This is a genomic window from Stenotrophomonas sp. YJH_SMC_53 (genome assembly GCF_059369995.1).
Window position 1 is genome coordinate 503,452 of sequence record NZ_JCAFTF010000002.1, and the last position, 22,404, is coordinate 525,855.

Genomic DNA, 22,404 nt, shown 5'->3' on the forward strand with positions numbered 1-22,404 from the left:
AGCGTCCCGTTGTCGCATCAGGGTCCTGACCGCCTACCGGCGTGTCGGGGCGCCCGACGCAAGAGCGGACCTGGTTCCGCTCTTCCGCTTTGACGAATCCCGACGTTCCGGAACCCGATTCACGATATGAGCAAGCGCGATTACTACGAAGTGCTGGGCGTTGCCCGCACCGCCAGCGACGAAGAGCTGAAGAAGGCCTACCGTCGCTGCGCGATGAAGTTCCACCCGGACCGCAACCCGGGTGATGCGGCGGCCGAAGCCTCCTTCAAGGAGTGCAAGGAAGCCTACGAAGTGCTGTCCGACGGCAACAAGCGCCGCATGTACGACAGCCACGGCCACGCCGCGTTCGAGCATGGCATGGGGGGTGGTGGTCCGGGCGGCCCGGACATGAACGATATCTTCGGCGATATCTTCGGCAACATTTTTGGCGGTGGCGGCGGTGGTCCGCGCCAGGCCCGTCGCGGCGCCGACATCGGCTACGTGATGGAACTGGACCTGGAAGAGGCCGTGCGCGGCGTCGAGCGCCGGATCGAGATCCCGACCCTGGCCGAATGCGGCGACTGCGATGGCAGTGGCTCCGAAGACGGCAAGGTCGAGACCTGCAACGTGTGCCATGGCCGTGGTCAGGTGCGCATCCAGCGCGGCATCTTCGCCATGCAGCAGGCCTGCCACAACTGCGGCGGCCGTGGCCAGATCATCGCCAAGCCCTGCAAGACCTGCCACGGCAACGGCCGTGTCGAGGAAGACAAGGTGCTGTCGGTGAAGGTGCCGGCCGGCGTCGACACCGGCGACCGCATCCGCCTGCAGGGCGAGGGCGAGGCCGGCCCGGCCGGCACGCCGCCGGGCGACCTGTACGTGGAAGTGCGCGTGCGCGAGCATGCCATCTTCCAGCGCGATGGCGATGATCTGCACTGCGAAGTGCCGATCCGCATCTCGCAGGCGGCGCTGGGCGACACCGTGCGCGTGGCCACCCTTGGCGGCGAAGCGGAGATCCGTATCCCGGCCGAGACCCAGACCGGCAAGCTGTTCCGCCTGCGCGGCAAGGGCGTGCGTTCGGTGCGCAGCCGCAGCGAAGGCGACCTGTACTGCCGCGTGGTGGTGGAGACGCCGGTGAACCTCACCAACGAGCAGCGCAAGCTGCTGGAACAGTTCGAAGCCACCTTCGTCGGCGAGGAAGCGCGCAAGCATTCGCCGAAATCGGCCACTTTCATCGACGGCGTGAAGGGCTTCTGGGACCGGATGACGTCCTGAGTTTTTCAACGGAAGCGTTGAGCGGAAGCGCCGGGCCATGCCCGGCGTTCTCGTTTGCGATCCGCGATGCTTTCCGCCGGGCATGCGCCGTGATGGTGGATCCACGCCATGCGTGGACGGCGTTACCGGAAAAACGCCGCAGGTGTCTGCCCCAGCTGGCGCTTGAACATGCTGGTGAACGCGCTGGGGCTGTCGTAGCCCGTCGCCAGCGCGACATCGATGACCTTGTCGCCGATCGCCAACCGCTCCATCGCGGCCAGCAGCCGTGCCTGCTGCCGCCACTGCCCGAAGGTCATGCCCAGCTCGGTGGCGAAGCGCCGCTGGATGGTTTTCACGTCCACCTCCAGCGCCTGTGCCCAGTCCTGCAGCGTGGCGTCATCGCCGGGGTGCTTCTGCAGGTGCTGGCAGATCCGCTGCAGGCGCGGGTCGCTTGGCGCAGGCAGGTGCAACGGCAGTACGTCCATGCGGTGCAGCTCGTCCAGCAGCAGGCGGACCACGCGGCCATCGCGGCTGTCCTCGATGTGCTCGCCCTTGACCAGCGTGGCGGCCTGCAGCAGCTCGCGCAGCAGGGGCGAGACCTGCACCGCGAACGGCTCGGCCGGCAGGTGCAAGGCGAACGACGGATCGATGTACAGGCTGCGCATGTGCACGGCGGCGATGCAGTCCACCGCGTGCACCATGCCGGCCGGCATCCAGATCGCGCGGTTTGATGGGACCACCCAGCGCCCGACTTCCGACCGCACCACCATCAGGCCGGAGATGGCGTAGACCAGCTGGTGGCGCTGGTGCTTGTGACCAGGGATGTGGGTACCTACCGGGTACTGGGTGACTCGATAGGTGACCGGTCGATGCAGTGGAACCTCCCGCCAGGGCGCGGCCGGATCGACGTCACTGGCAATGTCCTTTTTGCGATAGGGCATGACCTGAACGCGGCAGAAGGGAGAGAGGGGCAACCGTAGCATGCGTGGCTCGCCCCCAACCTGACTGCGTCCATGTCCACCCTGGCTTCTCCCGCAACGACCTCACGCCCGGCGGCTCCCGGCGTGCTGGCCGCCATCTCCACCTCGCACGTCGTCAACGACATGATGCAGTCGCTGATCCTGGCCATCTATCCGGTGATCAAGGGCGGCTTCAATCTCAGCTTCACCCAGATCGGCCTGATCACGCTGACCTACCAGCTCACTGCGTCGATCTTCCAGCCGTTGATCGGTGTAGCCACCGACCGCCGCCCGGCACCGTATTCGCTACCGATCGGCATGGCCTCGACCTTGTGCGGCATGCTGCTGCTCGGCTTCGCGCCGAACTACGCGATGGTGCTGCTGGCAGCGGCAATGGTCGGCATCGGCTCGGCGATCTTCCATCCGGAGGCCTCGCGCATCGCGCGGCTCGCCTCGGGCGGCCGTCATGGCTTCGCACAGTCGGTGTTCCAGGTGGGGGGCAATTTCGGTACCGCGTTGGGCCCGCTGATTGCGGCGGCAGTGATCGTGCCGTACGGCCAGCATGCCGCGTCGTGGTTCGCAGGCGCGGCCCTGATCGGCATCGCATTGCTGACCTATGTTGGCCGCTGGTACGCGTTGCATCTGGGCACGCCGCGCCCGGCCAGTACCGCCTCGATGGCGCCGCGCCATCCACCACGCACGGTGGCCAAGGTGCTGGCGATCCTGCTGGTGCTGATCTTCAGCAAGTACTTCTACATGGCCAGCATCGGCAGCTACTTCACCTTCTACCTGATCCACCATTTCGGCATTCCGGTGGCGCAGGCGCAGCTGCACCTGTTCGCGTTCCTGGTGGCGTCCGCCGCTGGCGGCTTCCTCGGCGGCCCGTTGGGTGACCGGATCGGCCGCAAGCCGATCATCTGGACCTCGATCCTCGGCGTGGCGCCGTTCGCGCTGATGCTGCCGCATGCCGACCTGTTGTGGACGACGGTGCTGGCGGTGCTGATCGGCTTCGTGCTGTCTTCGGCGTTCTCGGCGATCGTGGTCTATGCGCAGGAGATGATGCCGCACCGCATCGGCATGGTGTCCGGCCTGTTCTTCGGTTTCGCGTTTGGCATGGGCGGGCTGGGTGCCGCCGTGCTCGGCCTGCTGGCGGACAAGACCAGCATTGAGTACGTCTACCAGCTGACCGCGTTCCTGCCGCTACTGGGCATCGTGGCGGCATGGCTGCCGCCGTCGCGGCCTGCTGCTCGCTGAGGGGGTTTGGTTTGCAGGGCTTGCAGCCCTGCACCCGCAGAGGCAACGGCAACAGCCGAAGCGCGCTATCCGTGGATTGGCGGGGTGGGTCCGGTTGCAGGGGACGCCGTAAACCCATCCATGGGGGCTTGGCCGCGGCATCCATGCCGCGGACACCCCTGCAACCGGACCCACCCCGCCTTCGACAGTTTTCCGTGATCTGCCGGAACGGCGTACTGCTCTGGTAGGTGTCGACGTTGGTCGACACGGTAGATCCACGCCATGCGTGGATGAATTCATTCGATGTCTGACAGATGTGTCGACCAAGGTCGACACCTACCAACAGACATCCGGAATCTGTCAAAGGCGGGGCGGTGTGGGTGGGCAGGACCGTTGGCGCCATGGATGGCGCCATCGAGCCCCCATGGAAGGGTTTACGGCGTGTCCTGACCACCCACACCGCCCCGCCACCCCACGGATAGCTCGCTTTTGCCGTTGCCGTTGCCGTTGCTTGCAGCTTCGGCAGGTGCAGGGCTGCAAGCCCTGCCGAACACTCCACCGGGCGTAGAATGCGGCCATGAGCGAATCCCTTGATAACCACCTGGTCCACGGCCGCCGCCAGCGGCCCGACGGCCCCTCGCCGATCGATGTCATCTCGGTCCAGTCGCAACTTGTCTACGGCCACGCCGGCAACAGCGCCGCCGTACCGCCGATGCGCGCGCTGGGCGTGCGCGTGGCGGAAATCCCGACCGTGCTGCTGAGCAATGCGCCTTTCTACGACACCACGCGTGGCCGCGTGCTGCCCGCTGACTGGTTCGCCGACCTGCTGCTGGGCAGCCACGAGCGTGGCCTGCCACAACGGGCGAAGATGCTGGTCTCCGGCTACTTCGGCAGCACCGCCAACGGCGCCGCCTTCGCCGACTGGCTGGACGGGATCCTGCCGGCCTGCCCGCAGCTGCGCTATTGCCTGGACCCGGTGATTGGCGATACGCACACCGGCCCCTACGTGGAACCCGGGCTGGAAGCGATCTTCGCCGAGCGCCTGTTGCCGCATGCCTGGCTGGTGACGCCGAACGCTTTCGAACTGAATCGCCTGACCGGCATGCCGGCGCTGGCCGAGGCCGATGCCATCGCCGCCGCGCGCACGCTGCTGGATCGCGGCCCGCATTGGGTGATCGCGCACAGCGTGGGCGGCACCCCAGGTGAACTGGTGACCCTGGCCGTTGGCCGCGAGGAAACCTGGCGCTGGACTTCGCCGCTGCTGCCGGTGGACGTGGCGGGTACCGGCGATGTGCTGATGTCGCTGGTGGTGTCGTTCCTGCTGCGCGGCGAATCGATGCAGCAGGCGATTTCGCGTGCGATTGCCGGCACCCATGCGGCGCTGGAGGCGACCCTGGACAACGGCTTCGAGGAATTCGACGTGGTCGCCGCCGCGCCGGCGGCGCTGGCCGAAGGTACGCGCTTCCGCGCCGAACGCGTGGCATGAGCGGCCTGGACCCACGCACGCCGCGCACGGTCGGCATCATCGGCAGCGCTGGCGCCTACGGGCGCTGGCTGACCCGCTTCTTCCAGCAGCACCTGCAGTTGCAGGTGATCGGCCACGATCCGGCCGACCCAGGTTCGCACACGCCGGAACACCTGCTGGCGCAGGCCGATGTGCTGGTGTTCTCGGCACCGATCCGGCACACCCCGGCGTTGATCGCCGAGTACGTGCGGCAATCGGCGGGCCGCGAGCAGGGCAGGCTGTGGCTGGATGTGACCTCGGTAAAGGAGGCGCCGGTGCAGGCGATGCTGGCGTCGCGGGCCGAAGTGGTCGGCCTGCACCCGATGACCGCGCCGCCGAAGGCGCCGACCCTGAAGGGCAGGGTGATGGTGGTCTGCGAAGCGCGGCTGCAGCTTTGGCAGGCGTGGGTCGATACGCTGTGCGCCGCGCTGCAGGCCGAGTGCGTGCGGGCCACGCCGCAGCACCACGACCAGATGATGGCGCTGGTGCAGGCGATGGTGCATGCCACCCATCTGGCCCAGGCCGGCGTGTTGCGCCAGTACCAGCCGCAGCTGGGCGATCTGGCTGCGATGATGCCGTACCGTTCGGCATCGTTCGAGCTGGATACGGCGATCATTTCGCGCATCCTGTCGCTCAACCCGGCGATCTACGAAGACATCCAGTTCGGCAACCCGTACGTGGTGCCGATGCTGGAGCGGCTGGTGGGCCAGCTGCAGGCATTGCAGGCGCAGGTCGTGCAGGGTGACGACGGTGCACGTGGTGCATTCCGCGAGCAGCTGCTGTCGGCCAATCGCACTGCCTTCGGCGAGCAGGCGCTGGCGGACGGCAACTACACGTTCGAACGCGTGGGCTATCTGCTGGCTGACCTGACCGAGCGCAACGCGCTGTCAGTACACCTGCCGGAAGATCGGCCCGGCTCGCTGCGCGAGCTGCTGAACGTGTTCGAGCAGCATCGCATCAGCCTGGCCTCGATCCATTCCTCACGTACGCCTGGTGGCGAAGTGCACTTCCGCATCGGGTTCATCGCCGGCAGTGATCCGGCAGCGATCACCCGGGCGGCCGCGGAAGTGGACGCCAGCGGCATCGGGCGGGTGCTCGGCTGACCACATTCATCCACAGGCGGTGTGGATGGATCCTGAGCAAACGTGTGGATAACCTCGCTCAGGCCTTGGCAGCAAAGGCTGTCAAGATGGTTGGTCAAAAATTGATCACGCATTTTGTAGCGTCGAGCCATGCCCGACCGCCCTTGGCAAAAAGCGTGTCGACCAAGGTCGACACCTACCAGAGCGGGGCGATACGAAATCCGGTAGCGCCGGGCCGTGCCCGGCGAACCTCAAATCGTCAACCGCAGTTCACCACCACTGGTGGTGAACTCACGCCCATTGCGCACCAGCTGGCGCCCGTCATCCAGCTCATAGCGCGGCGTGGCTTCGGAGTGGTGCCCGCTGCCGTTCGCCTCGGGCTTGAATTCGATGATGATGTGGCTTTCGCCATTACTGTCGACGGCGGGGAACTGACGGAACGACATCGCGTACCTCCTTCAGCGGATGCTGCGGGTGCGGGGCCAGCTTGGTCTTGCCGATGTTAGCCGGCCGTCATCAATCGATGAACTGCAGTCGTGCCAGTTCAGCGTAAAGTCCGCCTTCGGCCAGCAGCTGCGCATGGGTACCTTCGGCGACGATGCGGCCCTGGTCCATCACCACGATGCGGTCGGCCTTGAGCACGGTGGCCAGGCGGTGGGCGATGACCAGCGTGGTGCGACCGGCCATCAGCCGCTCAAGTGCCTGCTGCACGCCATGCTCGCTCTGCGCATCCAGTGCGCTGGTGGCCTCATCGAGCAGCAGGATCGGCGCATCCTTCAGCAACGCGCGGGCGATCGCCACGCGCTGCTGCTGGCCACCGGACAGGCGTGCGCCGCGCTCGCCCAGTTCACTGTCGTAGCCTTGTGGCAATGCCCGCAGGAAGCCATCGGCCTCTGCTGCACGTGCGGCGTCCTCGACCTCGGCGTCGCTGGCCTGCAGCCTGCCGTAGCGGATGTTGTCGCGTGCACTGGCTGCGAACAGCGTCGGCTGCTGCGGTACCAGTGCCAGCTGCGCGCGCAGCTCGGCCGGATCGACCTGGCGCACGTCGATGCCATCCACGCAGATGCGGCCGCTGGCCGGATCGTGGAAGCGCAGCAGCATCGACAGCACCGTGCTCTTGCCTGCGCCCGACGGGCCGACCAGGGCCACGGTCTCACCCGGGCGGACATGCAGGTTGAAGCGGTCCAGCGCGGCCTGGTCCGGGCGCTGCGGGTAGTGAAACACCACGTCGTCGAACTGGATTTCGCCGCGTAGCGGTTGCGGCAGTGCGTGCGGCTGCGCCGGCGCACGGATCTCGATGTCTTCCTGCAGCAGCTCGCCGATACGGCCCATGCCACCGGCCGCACGCTGCAGCTCGTTCCACACTTCGGCCAGGGCGCCCACCGAGCCGCCGCCGATCAGCGCGTACAACACGAACTGGCCCAGCGTGCCGGCACTGAGGCGGCCGTCGATGACATCGTGCGCGCCCAGCCACAGCACGCCAACGATGGCGCCAAACACCAACAGGATGGCACTGGCGGTAACCAGCGATTGCGCACCGATGCGCCGGCGTGCGGCACCGATGGCATCGCCCAGCGCCTTGTCAAAGCGCCCGCGCTCATAGGGCTCGCGCGCATGCGCCTGCACCGTGCGCACGGCGCCCAGCGTCTCGCTGGCCAGGCTGTTGGCATCGGCGATGCGGTCCTGGCTGCTGCGCGCAACCGTACGCAGCTTGCGCGCGCCGACGATGATCGGCAGCACCGCCAGCGGGATGCCGAGCAGTGACCACGCGGCCAGCCGCGGGCTGGTGACGAACAGCATCGCCAGGCTGCCGACCACGGTTACGCTGCTGCGCAGGGCGACCGACATGGTCGAGCCGACCACGCTGCGCAGCAGTTCGCTGTCGGCGGTCAGGCGCGAGACCAGTTCGCCGCTGCGGCTGCGGTCGTGGAAACCGGCGCCGAGCTGGATCAGGTGTGCATACAGGCGGCTGCGCAGGTCGGCGACGACCTTCTCGCCCAGCAGCGACACGAAGAAGAACCGTGCGGCCGTCGCCAGTGCCAGCACCACCGCCACCAGCATCAGCAGGGCGAAGGCACGGTTGATCTGGCCACCGCTGGTGAAGCCGTGGTCGATCATCTGCTTCACGGCGGGGGGCAGGCTCAGCGTGGCGGCCGAAGAGACCGCCAGGGCCAGCAGCCAGGCGGTGAACAACCCGCTGTGGCGGCGCACGAACGGCCACAACGTCCGCAGGCTGCCAAGGCGGCGCAGCGGCGGGGTCGAGGCAGGGGCGTCGTCCTTGTCAGTCATCCTGGTTGTCGTCTTGTATGCGGATACGGTCACGGGTGGCGTCGCGCAGGCGGATTTTCAATGCATCGACCTGATCGGCCGGCAATTCGGCCCGCAGGCACACGCCGTTGGCATCGAACTGTTCATCGAGTTTCCCGGCGCCGAAGGCGGGCAGGGTGGCGTGCAGGATGCCCAGGTCCTCGAAGCCGGCCAGCAGCTGCAGCCGGGCCATCGCCACCAGGGGCAGGCGGGGGGCGGTGCGCAGGCACTCGGCGGCAGCGCCACCGTAGGCGCGCACCAGTCCACCGGCGCCCAGCTTGATGCCGCCGAACCAGCGCGTCACCACCACCATCACACGGTCGAAACCCTGGCCATCGATTGCCGCCAGGATCGGTCGTCCGGCCGTTCCAGCGGGCTCGCCATCATCGCTGGAGCGGTAGTCCTGGCCGTACCGGTAGGCCCAGCAGTTGTGGGTCGCGTCGGCTGCTGCAACCTGCTGCAGGATCGCCATGGCCGCTGCGGCGCTGTCGATCGGCGCAGCATGGGCGATGAAACGACTGTGTTTGACTTCCAGCGTGTGGCTGACAGGCTGGGCGAGGGTATCGAGCATTCCCGTCATTCTACGGGGTCGCCGGAGGTCACGTTCTGCTTCAGTCGTCCAGCAACGGGCGCAGGTCGCGCGGCAGGCGGGCTTCCGGATACTGCTGCACGTAGCGCTCCAGGCTGGCGCGGGCCAGATCGCGCTGGCCGTCCTCGCGTCGCGCGCGGATTTTCTGCAGCCACTGCCGGCGCGGCAGTCGCGCGTCGGCGTCCACCTCGGCCTGCGCGGCATCCGCGCTCAGGCCCGCGTCGCTGCCGCGGCGCATGATGCCCGGTGCGGAACGGCTGGGCGCCTCACGCTTCATCGAGGTGATCTCCACCCGATCCAGCGCCTGCGTCCGCTCGGCCTCGGCGGCATTGGTTGCCGGTGCCGCGGCCGTGCGTGCTTTCATTGCCCCGGACGCTGCTGGCGCGAATGCCGGTGCGGCTGCCGGTGCGGGTGCCGAGTAGGCGGCCGGTGCAGGTGGCGCTGGCGGTGCTGCAGCCGGAGCGGGCGGGAGCGCCGCAAAGGAGGTGTCGGCGGCCGCATCTGCGGCCATGGACCGTGCAGCCTGGGCCGGCGCTTCAGCGGTCTTGGCCGGCGCAGGCTTGTGCGCACGCGCGATGGCCGGTGCCGGGGCAGCGGAAACAGGGGCGGACTCGGGTGCTGCCGGAGCAGCGGCCGGTTCCGCAACCGCCACTGCGCTGTCGGCTGATCCACTTCCAGCGGCCTGATCGGCAGCCGCGACGTCTTCTGCCGCAGCCGGTGCTGCGGCAACAGCAGTCTCGCCCGCCGGAACCGGTGGCGGTTCAGGACGCAGCTGCCAGGCGATGCCGATGGCGAACACCATCGAAGCGGCGATGCCGAACACCGCTGGCCAACGCGGGCCTGTGCGCTGCTTGCGCGGCGCCTCGGGAGAGGCAGCAACATCGGCACCCGGAGCGTCAACCGCGGCACGCGCCGCGGCCAGGATGGCGGCGTCCAGTGCGGCCGGTGGTGCCTGCTCGGCGCGACGGCCGAGCAGCCGGGCCAGCTCGCGTTCTTCCGGCGTCAGCGGTTCGTCTCGGTTCATGCGTTCAATCCCGCACGCAGCTTGTCCATCGCATAGCGCAGCCGCGATTTCACGGTTTCCCGGCCTACGCCGGTGATCTGGCCGATCTCCTCCAGGCTCAGTTCCTGATCCAGCCGCAGTTGCAGCACTTCGCGCTGCTCGGGCGGCAATTGCTCCATCGCCAGCTGGATGCGGCGACGTTGTTCGAATTCGGAAAGCTCGGCTTCCGGGGTCTGCCCGTCCTCGATCGCGGCCAGGCGCAGATCGGCGTCGGCCGGCGCGGCAGGGCGATGGCGGGCGGCGCGCCAATGGTCGTTCAGGCGGTTGTGGGCGATGCGGAACAGCCAGGTGCTGAACGCTGCTTCGGGCTGCCACCCGGCACGGGCGCTGATCACCCGCTGCCAGACGTCCTGGAAGATCTCCTCGGCCAGCGCGTTGTCGCGCAGTTGGCGCAGCAGGAAACCGAACAGTCGCTTGCGATGGCGCGCATACAGGCTTTCGAACGCGTGCAGGTCGCCGCCGGCCCAGGCCAGCATCAAGGCTTCATCGGTTGGCAGTGCGCTGGCTTCCACGGCGTACAGGGTAAGGCCTGCAGGCGATGGCGCATAGCCGGTGGCAGGGGCGGGCAGGGCGAGGGTCATGGCTCGGAAGAGGCTGCGGACGGCAGGAAAAACGTACGGGCGCACGATTCGGGGTTTACGGGCTTCCATTGCCCCCCGGGTGGCGCGCTATGCTCGTCGGCTCAGGGGAGGCGACGCATCGACGGCGCCAAGAGATTGTCATTTGTCCACGCATGCTGAACCGGCGGAAGGGCCACAACACGAGGCCGTGCTGAGCACGGCGCTGGTGCGCGCGTTGCATGCGCTTTTGCCGGAAACGGCCTTGGTCCGCGTCGGCTGGGACGACCCGCAGCTCGGGCGTGGTCAGGGCGGGTGGCCGGCCGACGGGGCGGCAGGCGCGTTCACTGCGCCGGGCATCGGCGAGGGCTCCCATGGCTGGGAACATGACGGTGCACGCCTGCAGTTGTCGGTGGAAGGCGCCGTGCCTTCCGCGGCGTGGTGGGGGCTGGCCCGTCAGGCCATGGAACTGGCGCTGCAGCGTGGCCGCCAGGCCGGGCAGATCAAGGCGCTGGAAGAAGCTGAACGGTTGCAGCAGGCGCTGTTCCAGATCGCCGATCTGGCCGGCGCCGATCTGGAAATGTCGGAGATGCTGCGTCACGTGCACGGCGTGCTCGGCACGCTGATGTATGCCGAGAACTGCTACATCGTTGAATACGATGATGTGCGTGACCAGATCCGCTTCCTGTACTTCGCCGACCAGGTCGACGATTTCGTCGCCGACCCGACGCAGAGCCATGACGCCGCCGAGATGCCGCGCAGCTTGACCGTCGCGCTGCTGCGCCATGGCAAGCCGCTCAGCGGACCCTCGCGCGAACTGCTGGCGCGCGTGGTCGAGCAGGAGCACGACCCGCAGCGTGGCCCCGAAAGCCTGGACTGGCTGGGTGTGCCGATGCTGCGCGATGGCCGGGTATGCGGCGCGATCGTGGTGCAGAGCTATGAGCTGGCGGCCCGTTATGGCGAGGCCGAGCGGGCGTTGCTGGGCTTTGTCGCGCAGCACGTGCAGACTGCGATGGATCGGCGCCAGGCGCAGGTCCGGCTGGAGCAGCAGGTGGAGCGGCGTACGCTGGAACTGCAGCGCGCCAACCACAGCCTGCAGGATGAAGTGGCGGAGCGCCGGCGCGCCGAGCAACTGCAGACCGCGCTGTACAACATTGCCGAAATGGCGATGTCGGCCGACAGCCTGGCCCAGTTCTACGGGCAGGTGCATGGCGTGGTCGGGCGCCTGCTCGATGCGCGCAACTTCTATATCGCGCTGGTGAACGGAAGCGGCAACGGCCTGGACTTCGTCTATTCGGTGGACGAGCACAATGCCAGCCGTGCACCTCGTCCGTTCAGTCGCGGCCTGACCGAATACGTGGTGCGCAACCGGCGGCCCCTGCTGGCCTCACGCGCCCAGATCGATGCGCTGCTGGCCAGTGGCGAGGTGCGTGAATCCGGCGCGCGCTCGCATTGCTGGCTGGGCGTGCCGCTGCTGCGCGATGACGAGGTGGTCGGTGCGATCGTGGTGCAGAGTTACAGCGAGAACAGTACGTTCAGCGTGCACGATCAGCGGCTGTTGACGTTCGTTGCGCAGAACATCGGAACCGGGTTGGCGCGCCAGCGCGACCAGCAACGGCTGCGTTTGGCGCATGCCGAACTGGAAAAGCGCGTGGAGGAACGCACGCGTGAGCTGGCCGAGGTCAACGAGAAGTTGCTCGGCCAGATCGGCGAGCGCCTGCGGGCCGAGCAACGCCTGACCCATCAGGCCATGCATGATGCGCTGACCGGCCTGCCCAACCGGCTGCACCTGCTTGATCGCCTGCAGGATGCGCTGGCGCTGGCCAAGCGCGAGGGTGGGCCGGTGTTCGCCGTGCTGTTCCTCGACCTGGATCGCTTCAAGCTGGTCAACGACAGCATCGGCCACGCCGCGGGTGACCGCATGCTGGTGGAGGTGGCCAAGCGCATCGTATCGATGGCCGGTGCCGATGATGTGGTGGCACGGCTGGGCGGTGATGAATTCGCGGTACTGCTGCAATGCCCGCAGGGCCTGGCACAGGCACTGGATTTCGGCCAGCGCCTGCTGCTGGCACTGCAGGAGTCGATGTGGATCGCCGGCCGCGAACTGTTTCCGTCCGGCAGCCTGGGCATCGCGCTGTGGAATCCGCGCTACCGTACCGGCGAGGAGCTGCTGCGTGATGCGGACGCGGCGATGTACCGGGCCAAGGCGCAGGGCCATGACCGCTGCGCGATCTTCGACGAGGACATGCGTGAACAGGCCATGCGCAGCCTCGACCTGGAAGCCGATCTGCGCCGCGCGATCAACAACCGTGATTTCGTTCCGTTCTTCCAGCCGATCGTGCGCCTGTCCGATGGCGAAGTGGTGGGACATGAGGCATTGCTCCGCTGGCAGCACGAGCGTCGTGGCCTGCTGTTGCCCGGCGCGTTCCTGGAGCTGGGAGAGGAAAGCGGCCTGATCGAACAGGTCGACTGGCTGATCTACGAGCAGGTCATCGCGCGCCTGGCCGAAGGTGGGCAGAGCTATGTCTCGGTGAACGTTTCGCCGCGCCATTTCCGCTCGGCCGAGTTCAGCGACCGCCTGTTCGGCCTGCTCGACGCGTGTGGCGCCGATCCGCGCCGGCTGCGGCTGGAGATTACCGAGGTGGCGCTGCTGGACGATGCGCCGCACACGCTGCGCATCCTGCAGGGCCTGCGCGAGCGTGGCATCCAGGTGCAGCTGGACGACTTTGGTACCGGCTTCTCTGCGCTGTCCTACCTGCACCGATTCCCGATCAGTACATTGAAGATCGACCAGAGTTTCATCGCCGGCCTGCACGGGCCGGAAGTGCAGAGCACGCGCGCGCTGGTCGAAGGCGTGCTGTCACTGGCCCGCACCCTGGGCATCGAAACCATTGGCGAAGGCATCGAGACCGAGGCGCAGCGGCAGACACTGCGCGAACTCGGTTGCGACTATGGCCAGGGATACCTGCTGGGCCGTCCCGCACCGTGGGCACGGACGCTGGCGTGAGCCACCGCGACGGTTCGCTTCAGCGCAGAGCCGAGCGACGTTTCTCGTCGATCCACTTCGAGGCCTGGGCCGGCTGGTAGTTCTGCATCCACACCAGCATTTCCTCGATGTCCGAGCCGTACCAGAGGTCCTGGCGCTGGTCCGGATGCAGGAAACGCTCTTCCACCATGCGGTCGATCATGCCGATCAGCGGCGCGTAGAAGCCTTCCACATCGAGGAACGCGCACGGCTTGTTGCCGATGCCAAGCTGGCGCCAGGTCAGCATCTCGAAGATCTCTTCCATCGTGCCGAAGCCACCGGGCAGGGCAACGAAGCCATCGGCGAGGTCGAACATGCGCGACTTGCGCTCATGCATCGAGCCGACGATCTCCAGTTCGGTCAGGCCACGGTGGGCCACTTCCCAGTCGGCCAGCTGGCGCGGGATCACGCCGGTCACCTCGCCGCCAGCGGCGAGCACGGCGTTGGCCACGGTACCCATCAGGCCAACGTTGCCGCCGCCATACACCAGGCGCAGGCCATCGCGGGCAATGCGATCGCCCAGTGCAATGGCGCGTTCGGTATAGGCCGGCTTGCTGCCAGCGTTGGAACCACAGTACACACAGATCGATTTCATGGATCTTCCTGTCTCTTGGCCGGAAACGAAAACGCCCCGTCGCCGACCGCAGGGCGGTCAGAGACGGGGTGTCAGTGGATTATGAGGCCTTGACAGGCCTTCTGTAGCGCCGAGCCGCGCCGCGTTTAACCGGCGGTGCCATTGCAAACCTCGCATCGCAATGCGCGCGGAGCCCTCCGTTCCGGGGGGATGGTTCCGGGCTCGGCTGCCCTTCGTCCAGATCACGGCAAAGGCCAGCCGAGCATGGGCTCGGCTCTACGTAAGCGATGGCTTACGCCGCCGCGGCCTGCTCGCGGCGCGGGCCTTCACGCAGGGCACGGCCCACCATGGCCACCAGCAGGTCCAGCTCCTGGCTGTCCATGCCGAAGTGCGGGGTGAAGCGCAGCGAGTTCTCACCACCGTGAATCACGTTGATGCCGTGCTGGCGCAGCCATTCCTCGGTGGAGTTGGCGCCATAACACTTGAACTGCGGGGCCAGCTCGCACGAGAACAGCAGCCCGGTGCCCTGCACCTTGGTGATCAGGCCGCCCAGCTCGCTCTTGAGCTGTTCCAGCTTGCGCACGGCCTCGGCACCGCGCTCGGCGATGTTGGCGCGTACCTGTGGGGTCAGTTGCGCCAGGGTGGCGCAGGCGACGTCCAGCGCGCGCGGGTTGCTGGTCATGGTGTTGCCGTAGATGCCCTTGCGGTACAGCTGCGCAGCATGCTCGGTCACCGCCAGCACCGACAGCGGGTACTGCGCGGCGTTGAGCGCCTTGGAATAGGTCTCCATGTCCGGCGGGTCAAGGCCTTCAAAGCCCGGGTAATCGACCACCGACAGCACGCCATGCGCGCGCAGGCCGGCCTGGATCGAGTCGAGCAGCAGCAGGCTGCCATGCGCACGGGTCAGCTCACGGGCAACGGCATAGAACGACGGCGGCACCGAACGGCCCGGGTCGCCTTCGCCCATCACCGGCTCCAGGAATACGGCTTCGATGAACCATTGGTTGCGTGCAGCATCCTCGAACACCTTGCGCAGGCCGGCCTCGTCGTAAGGCGCCACGGTGACCACCGAGTCCTCGCCACGGTAGCTGGCCAGGTGCTGCATGTAGCTCTTGCGGCTGGAATCCGAATAGAGGGCAGGGCGGTCGGTACGGCCATGGAAGCTGCCCTTGACCACCACGCGCTTGATCGTAGCGCCGGCGTGACGTGCGCCAGGATCGGTCTGCAGCTTGGCGTTGACGTCGGCGATGCGCGCGGCCAGGCCGACGGCTTCGGAGCCGGAATTCAGGCACATGAAACGGGCGAACGGGCAGCCGCCACGGCGGTGGCCGATCTCGGCGCGCAGGGCGGTGATGAAGCGCTGCTGCGACAGGCTGGGGGTCATGATGTTGGCCATCACCTGTGGGCGCGCCATGGCCTCCAGCACGGCGTCCGGGGTGTGCCCGAAGCCGAGCATGCCGTAGCCGCCGGCGTCGTACAGCACGGCGCCCTTCAGGGTGACCACCCATGGGCCGCGCGCGGCCAGCGCCACGTACGGGGTCACCGCGTCATCGGCATAGAAATTGACGAATCCGTCCTGCATCGCGTCGATCTGTGCCTGTTCGTCCTGCGCCAGCAGCGGCCCCAGGTCGGCCTGCACGCGCGCGAATTCCTCGGCGGCGGCGTCCACTGCGGCGATCAGCTGCGGGTGGTTGGCGGACAGGGCGGTCAGGGTGGCATCGTCCAGGCCGGTGGTGAGGCGGGTGCCGGGCTGGTTGCGCAGGGGGGCGAGGCGTTCGATGAAGCTCATTGCAGATCTCCTGAAACAATGGGTCGCACGGGCCATCAAAAGCAAAACGCGCGTCATCACGCGCGCTTGGGGCAGGCTCGTGCAGCGGACTTCCGGTTCGATGCTAGCACTTGTTTTTTTGCGCGATAACCCCGCAGAAACCTGCTGCATAGCAGCATTTTGCGCGACGTTCGCCGCGAAGTGCGCCGGCTCGCAGACGCTGGACGTACAATGCGCGCCATTGTCGACCTGTTGCCGCCCACCGCCTTGAAGAAGTCCGATTTCCACTACGACCTGCCGGCTGAACTGATCGCGCAGGCTCCCCTGGCCGAACGCTCCGCCAGCCGCCTGCTGCTGGTACCGCCGGCACCTGCCGCCTTCACCGACCTGCAGGTGCGTGACCTGCCGTCGCTGCTGCAGCCGGGCGACCTGCTGGTGTTCAACGACACCCGGGTGATTCCGGCGCGCCTGTTCGGGCAGAAGGCCAGCGGCGGCCGCGTGGAGATCCTGATCGAGCGCCTGCTCGGCGGTCAGCAGGCGCGTGCGCAGGTCGGCGCCAGCAAGTCGCCGAAGGCCGGCAGTCGCATCGCGCTGGATGCCGGTGGCGAAGCAGAGGTGCTGGGCCGCGATGGCGAGTTCTACGTGCTTCAGTTCCATGTGCCGGAGTCGCTGGAGCAGTGGCTGCTGCATGCCGGCCGCCTGCCGTTGCCGCCCTACATCCAGCGCGAGCCGGGCGTGGACGACCGCGAGCGGTACCAGACCGTGTTCGCGCGCGAGGTAGGCGCGGTGGCGGCACCGACCGCCGGCCTGCATTTCGACGAGCCGCTGCTGGCGGCGCTGAAGGACAAGGGCGTGGAGTTCGGCCACGTCACCCTGCATGTGGGTGCGGGCACCTTCCAGCCGGTGCGCGCCGATGACCTGAAGGACCACGTGATGCACCGCGAGTGGCTGAACGTCGGCGCCGAACTGGTGCAGCAGGTGCGGCGCACGCGCGCCGGCGGCGGCCGGGTGATCGGCGTCGGCACCACCGTGGTGCGCGCGCTGGAAAGCGCGATGCGCGATGGCGAGCTGCTGCCGGTCGCCGGCGAGACCCAGATCTTCATCACCCCGGGCTACCGCATCCGCAGCGTCGACGCGATGGTGACCAATTTCCACCTGCCGGAAAGCACGCTGCTGATGATGATCTCGGCGTTTGCAGGCAAGGACCGCGTGTTCGAGGCCTACCGGCACGCGATCGAGCAGCGCTACCGCTTCTTCAGCTACGGCGACGCGATGCTGCTGTTCCCGCAGGAAACGTGACGGTAGCGCCGGGCCATGCCCGGCGGGGACGCAGATGTAACGGCCGCCGGGCATGGCCCGGCGCTACCGGAGCAGGGACGGCGGTTTTGGGAGACAATAGACAACTATTTGCCTGAACGACCGCTCCATGTCCCGACTGCAGTTCCAGCTCCAGACCCGCGATGGCCGTGCCCGCCGTGGCCGCCTGACCTTCCCGCGTGGCACGGTGGAAACGCCGGCCTTCATGCCGGTGGGGACCTATGGCTCGGTCAAGGGCATCCTGCCGGACCAGGTGCGGGCGCTGGGCGCCGAGATCATCCTCGGCAACACCTTCCACCTGTACCTGCGCCCCGGCCTGGACATCATCGCCGACCACGGCGGCCTGCACGGCTTCTGCCGCTGGGATGGCCCGATCCTGACCGACTCCGGTGGTTTCCAGGTGTTCTCGCTGGCCCATCGACGCAAGATCACCGAGCAGGGCGTGACCTTTGCCTCGCCCACCGACGGCGCCCGGGTGTTCCTCGGTCCCGAGGAGAGCATGAAGATCCAGAAGGTGCTCGATTCGGACATCGTGATGATCTTCGACGAGTGCACCCCGTACCCGGCCACCGAAGACGTTGCCCGCCGTTCCATGGAGCTGAGCCTGCGCTGGGCCCAGCGCAGCCGCAACGCGCATGACGAGCTGGGCAACGACGCGGCCTTGTTCGGCATCGTCCAGGGGGGCGTGCACACCGACCTGCGCAGCCGCTCGGCCGACGCCCTGCAGGCGATCGGCTTCGACGGCTACGCCATCGGCGGCCTGGCCGTGGGCGAGCCGGAGCACGAGCGCAACGCCATGCTCGACCACCTGGATCCGGAGCTGCCGGGCGACCGCCCGCGTTACCTGATGGGCGTGGGCCGGCCGGAGGACCTGGTCGAGGGCGTGGCACGCGGCGTGGACATGTTCGACTGCGTGATGCCGACCCGCAATGCGCGCAACGGCCATTATTTCACCTCGTTCGGCACCGTCCGCATCCGTAATTCCCAGTACGCGCGCGACATGGACCCGATCGAGCCGGGCTGCGGCTGCGTGGCCTGCACCGGTGGCTATACCCGTTCCTACCTGCGCCACCTGGACCGCTGCAACGAGATGCTGGCGCCGATGCTGGGCACCCTGCACAACCTGTTCTATTACGAAAAGCTCATGGCCGACATCCGTGCGGCCATCGAGGCGGGAACCTTCCTGGCCTTCCGTGAGTCTTTCTACGCGGCACGCGGGGCGGTGGCCCCGCCCCTCTAACCCGGACGCCCCCTGCCGAACGGCCCAAGGACGAACGCCCGGGGCCGTGGCATACTTCAAGGCTGACCCAGATCCGCGGTCGACACCCCCGCCCCTCAAGGGACGGGAGCGCCGCCCAACCAAAGGACCAACGATGAACCTGCTTGCTTTCCTGATTCCCGCCGCCCACGCCCAGGCCGCCGGCGGCCAACCGCAGGGCATGGGCCTGACCACGCTGCTGTTCCCGATCATCCTGATCGCCATCATGTACTTCCTGATGATCCGCCCGCAGATGAAGCGGCAGAAGGAGCACAAGGCCATGCTGGAGAAGATCAAGCGCGGCGATGAAGTGCTGACCAACGGCGGCATCGCCGGCAAGGTCACCGACATCGGCGACCACTTCATCACCGTCGAAGTGGCCGACAACGTGCGCATCCGCGTGCAGAAGGGCGCTGTCGGCAGCGTGCTGCCGACTGGCACCCTGGATTCGGCCAAGTAAGCCACTCCCTTTCCGAAGCACAACCGCGGCGCCGGGGATGGCGCCGCGCGGGACCCAAGCAATGCTCGAATTTCCACGCTGGAAGTACGTCGTCATCCTGATCGTACTGGCGCTCAGCGCGCTGTACGCGCTGCCCAACATCTACCAGAAGGACCCGGCCATCCAGATCACCGCCAACCGTGGCGGGCAGATCGACGATGCGCTGCGCGACCGTGTGCTGGCCGATCTGAAAAAGGCCGGCATCGCCACCATCGGTGCCGAAAAGGAAGGGGAAAGCCTGATCGTCCGCCTGTCGGACCTGAAGTCGCAGTCCGCTGCCAGCGACGTCCTGCGTGACACCGTCGGCGAGAAGTACACCGTGGCGCTGAACCTGGCTTCGACCGTGCCCGACTGGCTGGCCAACCTCGGCGGTCGCCCGATGGTGCTGGGCCTGGACCTGCAGGGCGGCGTGCATTTCGTGCTGCAGGTCGACCAGAAGGCTGCCCTCGACAAGCGCCTGGATGCCTATACCGAAGACGTGCGCAGCACCCTGCGTGACGCGCGCATCGCCTACCAGTCTGTGGAACGCCGCGCCGATAACAGCATCGTGGCCAACCTGAGCCCATCCGCCGGCGATGACGCCGCGCAGCGCGCCCGCGCCGCGCTGGTGAAGGCGCAGCCGACCCTCGGCTACGACGTCAGCGGCAACCGCATCACGGTGACCGTGCCCGATACCGAGATCGCGCAGATCTCCAATGGTGCCATCGAGCAGAACATCAACACCCTGCGCAACCGCGTGAACCAGCTCGGCGTGGCCGAGCCGATCATCCAGCGCCAGGGTGCCGACCGCGTGGTCGTGCAGCTGCCCGGCGTGCAGGACACCGCCGAAGCCAAGCGCATGATCGGCGCCACCGCCACCCTGGAGTACCGTGCGGTGGTCGAGGGCAATGCGCAGGACGCCATCAATTCCGGCCGCATCCCGCCGGAAGCGAAGGTCTACCAGCAGCGTGACGGCCGCGGCCCGATCCTGCTGAACAAGCGCGTGATCGTCACCGGTGACCAGATGGTCGGCGCGCAGGCGGTGACCGATTCGAACAGCGGCTCGCCGGCGGTCAGCGTGACGCTGAACAACGTCGGTGGCCAGCGCATGTTCGACTTCACCAGCGCCAACGTGAACAAGCCGATGGCGGTGGTCTACACCGAGCGCGTGCCGACCGTGACCGTCGTCGACGGCCAGGAAGTGCGTGGCTTCAAGGTCAACGAGGAAGTGATCTCGGTGGCCAACATCAACGGCGTGTTCGGCAAGAACTTCCAGACCACCGGCCTGCAGAAGAAGGAAGCCGAAGACCTGGCCAAGCTGCTGAAGTCGGGTTCGCTGGCTGCGCCGATGGACTTCGTCGAGGAGCGCGTGGTCGGCCCGAGCCTCGGCGCCGAGAACGTCAAGAACGGCATGCGCGCGGTGGTGTTCGCGTTCCTGTTCACCCTGGTGTTCTTCAGCGTGTACTACCGCATGTTCGGTGTGATCACCTCGGCAGCGATGCTGTTCAACCTGCTGATCGTAGTGGCGGTGATGTCGCTGTTCGGTGCCACCATGACCCTGCCGGGCTTTGCCGGCCTGGCGTTGTCGGTTGGCCTGTCGGTGGACGCCAACGTGCTGATCAACGAGCGTATCCGTGAAGAGCTGCGAGCCGGTGTGCCGGGCAAGACGGCGATCGTGACCGGTTACGAGCGTGCCTCGGGCACCATCCTCGACGCCAACCTGACCGGCCTGATCGTCGGCGTGGCGCTGTTTGCATTCGGTACCGGTCCGCTGAAGGGCTTCGCGCTGACCATGATCATCGGTATTTTCGCCTCCATGTTCACCGCGATCACCGTGTCGCGTGCGCTGGCGACGCTGATCTACGGCCGTCGCAAGAAGCTCCAGAACGTGGCCATCTGACGGGACGACACGCACAATGAAACTGTTTCCGCTGCACATCCTCCCGAACGACACCAAGATCGACTTCATGCGCTGGCGCCATGTCGCCATGGCAGTCACCATCGTGGTGTTCCTGGCCTCGGTCGCCATCATCGGCATCAAGGGCTTCAACTACGCGCTGGACTTCACCGGCGGCACCCTGATCGAAGCCCGCTTCGACAAGGCGGTGGATGTTGAGCAGGTCCGCACCAAGCTCGAGCAGAGTGGCTTCGAAGGCGCCCAGGTGCAGAGCGTCGGTGGCAACACCGACCTGCTGATCCGCCTGGCCCCGCACGGCGAGCATGCTCCGGGTACCGGCGACGCCGCCCACGAGGACAAGGCCACGGCCGCTGCCGTGGTGAAGGCGTTGTCCACTGCCGACAATCAGGCCACCGTGCTCCGCAACGAGTTCGTGGGCCCGCAGATCGGCAAGGACCTGGCGATGAATGGCCTGTATGCCACCATCTTCATGCTGGCCGGCTTCCTGATCTACATCGCGGTGCGCTTCGAGTGGAAGTTCGCGGTCACCGCCAGCATCGTGGCGATGTTCGACCTGATCGTGACGGTCGCTTACGTGTCCCTGCTGGGCCGTGAGTTCGACCTGACCGTGCTGGCCGGCCTGCTGTCGGTGATGGGCTTTGCGATCAACGACATCATCGTGGTCTTCGACCGCGTCCGCGAGAACTTCCGCAGCCTGCGCGTGGACTCGATGGAAGTGCTGAACCGTTCGATCAACCAGACGCTGTCGCGTACGGTGATCACTGCGGTGATGTTCTTCCTGTCCGCGCTTGCCCTGTACCTGTACGGCGGCAGCTCGATGGAAGGCCTGGCCGAGACGCATATGATCGGTGCGGTGATCGTGGTGCTGTCCTCGATCTTGGTGGCGGTGCCGATGCTGACGATCGGTTTCCTGCGCGTCAGCAAGCAGGACCTGCTGCCGAAGGCGAAGGACGTTGAGGCCCTGGCCCGTCGCCCGTAACCGTTCGCGCTGCACGCAACCCACAGAGAACCCCGCGCAAGCGGGGTTTTTTGTGTTGCAGGGCTTGCAGCCCTGCACCCACGGTAGTGCCGGCCGCTGGCCGGCAACAGCAACAGCAACAGCAACAGCAACAGCAACAGCGTGCGTTCCGTGGGTGGGCGGGGCGGTGTCGGAGCGCGGGGACGCCGCAAGTACGTCCGTGTAGGCTTGGCAGCCGCATCCATGCGGCTGACACCCCGCACTCCGACACCGCCTCACCGTTGACAGATTCCTGCGGCTGTTGGTGGGTGTCGACCTTGGTCGACACATCTGTTGAAGCCGGGGTCGGATCCGTTTTCCGCAGGAAAACGGATCTGACCCCAAGAGCTGTTCCGACAGATCGCGGAAGACTGTCAAAGGTGGGGTGGGTCCGGTTGCGGGGGTGTCTGATCTGGCCCCCTGAAAACGGACGCCATGAAGCCGTTTCAGGCGGCAGCCCGGAGCTGCCGGGCGTAGTTGTTAGGCGAGTGGTAGCCCAGCGCCGAGTGTAGCCGGGCTGGATTGTAGAAGCCGTGGATGTAAGC

18 protein-coding genes are annotated in these 22,404 nt (G+C 67.1%); 10 read left to right on the forward strand and 8 right to left on the reverse strand.

Annotation, left to right across the window (positions count from 1 at the left end):
* Nucleotides 1-126: 126 nt before the first annotated feature.
* A complete protein-coding gene (dnaJ, locus tag AC5P7X_RS05130) occupies nucleotides 127-1,251 on the forward strand; it encodes a molecular chaperone DnaJ (protein ID WP_053500425.1) in 1,125 nt (374 codons plus the stop codon).
* A gap of 122 nt (nucleotides 1,252-1,373) precedes the next feature.
* On the opposite strand, the gene AC5P7X_RS05135 is transcribed toward dnaJ, so the two are convergent.
* Nucleotides 1,374-2,171 (reverse strand): AraC family transcriptional regulator, encoded by a 798-nt coding sequence (locus tag AC5P7X_RS05135; protein WP_049416914.1) that lies wholly within the window; start codon nucleotides 2,169-2,171, stop codon nucleotides 1,374-1,376.
* A 72-nt stretch (nucleotides 2,172-2,243) separates the two neighbouring features.
* Between AC5P7X_RS05135 and AC5P7X_RS05140 the strand changes: the two genes are divergently transcribed.
* The 3 genes from AC5P7X_RS05140 (at nucleotide 2,244) to AC5P7X_RS05150 (ending at nucleotide 6,029) form a co-directional block, all read left to right on the forward strand.
* Complete coding sequence (locus tag AC5P7X_RS05140) at nucleotides 2,244-3,443, forward strand: MFS transporter (RefSeq protein WP_495214535.1); 1,200 nt, start codon at nucleotides 2,244-2,246, stop codon at nucleotides 3,441-3,443.
* A gap of 556 nt (nucleotides 3,444-3,999) precedes the next feature.
* Nucleotides 4,000-4,908, forward strand: coding sequence for a pyridoxal kinase (gene pdxY, locus AC5P7X_RS05145; RefSeq protein ID WP_095377747.1), 909 nt, complete (start codon nucleotides 4,000-4,002; stop codon nucleotides 4,906-4,908).
* Nucleotides 4,905-6,029, forward strand: coding sequence for a prephenate dehydrogenase (locus AC5P7X_RS05150; protein WP_495214536.1), 1,125 nt, complete (start codon nucleotides 4,905-4,907; stop codon nucleotides 6,027-6,029). Before pdxY ends, AC5P7X_RS05150 begins: the two co-directional genes overlap by 4 nt.
* Nucleotides 6,030-6,259: 230 nt before the next feature.
* On the opposite strand, the gene AC5P7X_RS05155 is transcribed toward AC5P7X_RS05150, so the two are convergent.
* The 5 genes from AC5P7X_RS05155 to AC5P7X_RS05175 form a co-directional block, all read right to left on the reverse strand.
* Entirely contained in the window at nucleotides 6,260-6,454 is a 195-nt protein-coding gene (locus AC5P7X_RS05155) for a hypothetical protein (protein ID WP_005416191.1), read from the reverse strand.
* Between the two features lie 70 nt (nucleotides 6,455-6,524).
* Nucleotides 6,525-8,297: an ABC transporter transmembrane domain-containing protein gene (locus AC5P7X_RS05160; protein WP_171958239.1), complete on the reverse strand. Its 1,773-nt coding sequence runs from the start codon at nucleotides 8,295-8,297 to the stop codon at nucleotides 6,525-6,527.
* Nucleotides 8,290-8,886 (reverse strand): IMPACT family protein, encoded by a 597-nt coding sequence (locus AC5P7X_RS05165; protein WP_005416193.1) that lies wholly within the window; start codon nucleotides 8,884-8,886, stop codon nucleotides 8,290-8,292. Before AC5P7X_RS05165 ends, AC5P7X_RS05160 begins: the two co-directional genes overlap by 8 nt.
* Nucleotides 8,887-8,926: 40 nt before the next feature.
* Nucleotides 8,927-9,928, reverse strand: coding sequence for a hypothetical protein (locus AC5P7X_RS05170; protein ID WP_329843372.1), 1,002 nt, complete (start codon nucleotides 9,926-9,928; stop codon nucleotides 8,927-8,929).
* Nucleotides 9,925-10,443, reverse strand: a complete 519-nt coding sequence (locus tag AC5P7X_RS05175) for an RNA polymerase sigma factor (RefSeq protein ID WP_229298559.1) — start codon at nucleotides 10,441-10,443, stop codon at nucleotides 9,925-9,927. Before AC5P7X_RS05175 ends, AC5P7X_RS05170 begins: the two co-directional genes overlap by 4 nt.
* Before the next feature lie 247 nt (nucleotides 10,444-10,690).
* On the opposite strand from AC5P7X_RS05175, the gene AC5P7X_RS05180 reads away from it, so the two are divergent.
* Nucleotides 10,691-13,531, forward strand: coding sequence for a bifunctional diguanylate cyclase/phosphodiesterase (locus AC5P7X_RS05180; protein WP_053500869.1), 2,841 nt, complete (start codon nucleotides 10,691-10,693; stop codon nucleotides 13,529-13,531).
* A gap of 19 nt (nucleotides 13,532-13,550) precedes the next feature.
* Here the strand turns inward: AC5P7X_RS05180 and AC5P7X_RS05185 are convergent, their stop codons facing one another.
* Together AC5P7X_RS05185 and AC5P7X_RS05190 are read right to left on the reverse strand one after the other, a co-directional pair.
* Nucleotides 13,551-14,144 (reverse strand): LOG family protein, encoded by a 594-nt coding sequence (locus AC5P7X_RS05185; protein ID WP_005416197.1) that lies wholly within the window; start codon nucleotides 14,142-14,144, stop codon nucleotides 13,551-13,553.
* Nucleotides 14,145-14,415: 271 nt separating this feature from the next.
* On the reverse strand, nucleotides 14,416-15,912 hold the full coding sequence (locus AC5P7X_RS05190) for an aminotransferase class III-fold pyridoxal phosphate-dependent enzyme (protein ID WP_329843370.1): 1,497 nt from the start codon (nucleotides 15,910-15,912) through the stop codon (nucleotides 14,416-14,418).
* A gap of 210 nt (nucleotides 15,913-16,122) precedes the next feature.
* Here AC5P7X_RS05190 and queA point away from each other — a divergent pair, with 210 nt between their 5' ends.
* The 5 genes from queA (at nucleotide 16,123) to secF (ending at nucleotide 21,841) form a co-directional block, all read left to right on the forward strand.
* Nucleotides 16,123-17,190 carry a tRNA preQ1(34) S-adenosylmethionine ribosyltransferase-isomerase QueA gene (queA, locus tag AC5P7X_RS05195; RefSeq protein ID WP_329843368.1) on the forward strand — a complete coding sequence of 356 codons (1,068 nt, stop codon included), beginning with the start codon at nucleotides 16,123-16,125 and terminating at the stop codon, nucleotides 17,188-17,190.
* A gap of 127 nt (nucleotides 17,191-17,317) precedes the next feature.
* On the forward strand, nucleotides 17,318-18,448 hold the full coding sequence (gene tgt / locus AC5P7X_RS05200) for a tRNA guanosine(34) transglycosylase Tgt (RefSeq protein ID WP_014646826.1): 1,131 nt from the start codon (nucleotides 17,318-17,320) through the stop codon (nucleotides 18,446-18,448).
* A gap of 133 nt (nucleotides 18,449-18,581) precedes the next feature.
* Nucleotides 18,582-18,926 (forward strand): preprotein translocase subunit YajC, encoded by a 345-nt coding sequence (yajC, locus tag AC5P7X_RS05205; RefSeq protein WP_005416201.1) that lies wholly within the window; start codon nucleotides 18,582-18,584, stop codon nucleotides 18,924-18,926.
* A 61-nt stretch (nucleotides 18,927-18,987) separates the two neighbouring features.
* Nucleotides 18,988-20,844, forward strand: coding sequence for a protein translocase subunit SecD (gene secD, locus AC5P7X_RS05210; RefSeq protein WP_053501057.1), 1,857 nt, complete (start codon nucleotides 18,988-18,990; stop codon nucleotides 20,842-20,844).
* A 16-nt stretch (nucleotides 20,845-20,860) separates the two neighbouring features.
* Nucleotides 20,861-21,841: a protein translocase subunit SecF gene (gene secF, locus AC5P7X_RS05215; protein ID WP_065185182.1), complete on the forward strand. Its 981-nt coding sequence runs from the start codon at nucleotides 20,861-20,863 to the stop codon at nucleotides 21,839-21,841.
* The last annotated feature ends 563 nt before the right edge of the window (nucleotides 21,842-22,404 follow it).

What these genes read in the sequence shown, in the direction of transcription:
- dnaJ (WP_053500425.1), top strand. Translation starts at nt 127, where the DNA reads ATGAGCAAGCGCGATTACTACGAAGTGCTGGGCGTTGCCCGCACCGCC.
- AC5P7X_RS05135 (WP_049416914.1), bottom strand. Translation starts at nt 2,171, where the DNA reads ATGCCCTATCGCAAAAAGGACATTGCCAGTGACGTCGATCCGGCCGCG.
- AC5P7X_RS05140 (WP_495214535.1), top strand. Translation starts at nt 2,244, where the DNA reads ATGTCCACCCTGGCTTCTCCCGCAACGACCTCACGCCCGGCGGCTCCC.
- pdxY (WP_095377747.1), top strand. Translation starts at nt 4,000, where the DNA reads ATGAGCGAATCCCTTGATAACCACCTGGTCCACGGCCGCCGCCAGCGG.
- AC5P7X_RS05150 (WP_495214536.1), top strand. Translation starts at nt 4,905, where the DNA reads ATGAGCGGCCTGGACCCACGCACGCCGCGCACGGTCGGCATCATCGGC.
- AC5P7X_RS05155 (WP_005416191.1), bottom strand. Translation starts at nt 6,454, where the DNA reads ATGTCGTTCCGTCAGTTCCCCGCCGTCGACAGTAATGGCGAAAGCCAC.
- AC5P7X_RS05160 (WP_171958239.1), bottom strand. Translation starts at nt 8,297, where the DNA reads ATGACTGACAAGGACGACGCCCCTGCCTCGACCCCGCCGCTGCGCCGC.
- AC5P7X_RS05165 (WP_005416193.1), bottom strand. Translation starts at nt 8,886, where the DNA reads ATGCTCGATACCCTCGCCCAGCCTGTCAGCCACACGCTGGAAGTCAAA.
- AC5P7X_RS05170 (WP_329843372.1), bottom strand. Translation starts at nt 9,928, where the DNA reads ATGAACCGAGACGAACCGCTGACGCCGGAAGAACGCGAGCTGGCCCGG.
- AC5P7X_RS05175 (WP_229298559.1), bottom strand. Translation starts at nt 10,443, where the DNA reads ATGCTGGCCTGGGCCGGCGGCGACCTGCACGCGTTCGAAAGCCTGTAT.
- AC5P7X_RS05185 (WP_005416197.1), bottom strand. Translation starts at nt 14,144, where the DNA reads ATGAAATCGATCTGTGTGTACTGTGGTTCCAACGCTGGCAGCAAGCCG.
- AC5P7X_RS05190 (WP_329843370.1), bottom strand. Translation starts at nt 15,912, where the DNA reads ATGAGCTTCATCGAACGCCTCGCCCCCCTGCGCAACCAGCCCGGCACC.
- queA (WP_329843368.1), top strand. Translation starts at nt 16,123, where the DNA reads ATGCGCGCCATTGTCGACCTGTTGCCGCCCACCGCCTTGAAGAAGTCC.
- tgt (WP_014646826.1), top strand. Translation starts at nt 17,318, where the DNA reads ATGTCCCGACTGCAGTTCCAGCTCCAGACCCGCGATGGCCGTGCCCGC.
- yajC (WP_005416201.1), top strand. Translation starts at nt 18,582, where the DNA reads ATGAACCTGCTTGCTTTCCTGATTCCCGCCGCCCACGCCCAGGCCGCC.
- secD (WP_053501057.1), top strand. Translation starts at nt 18,988, where the DNA reads ATGCTCGAATTTCCACGCTGGAAGTACGTCGTCATCCTGATCGTACTG.
- secF (WP_065185182.1), top strand. Translation starts at nt 20,861, where the DNA reads ATGAAACTGTTTCCGCTGCACATCCTCCCGAACGACACCAAGATCGAC.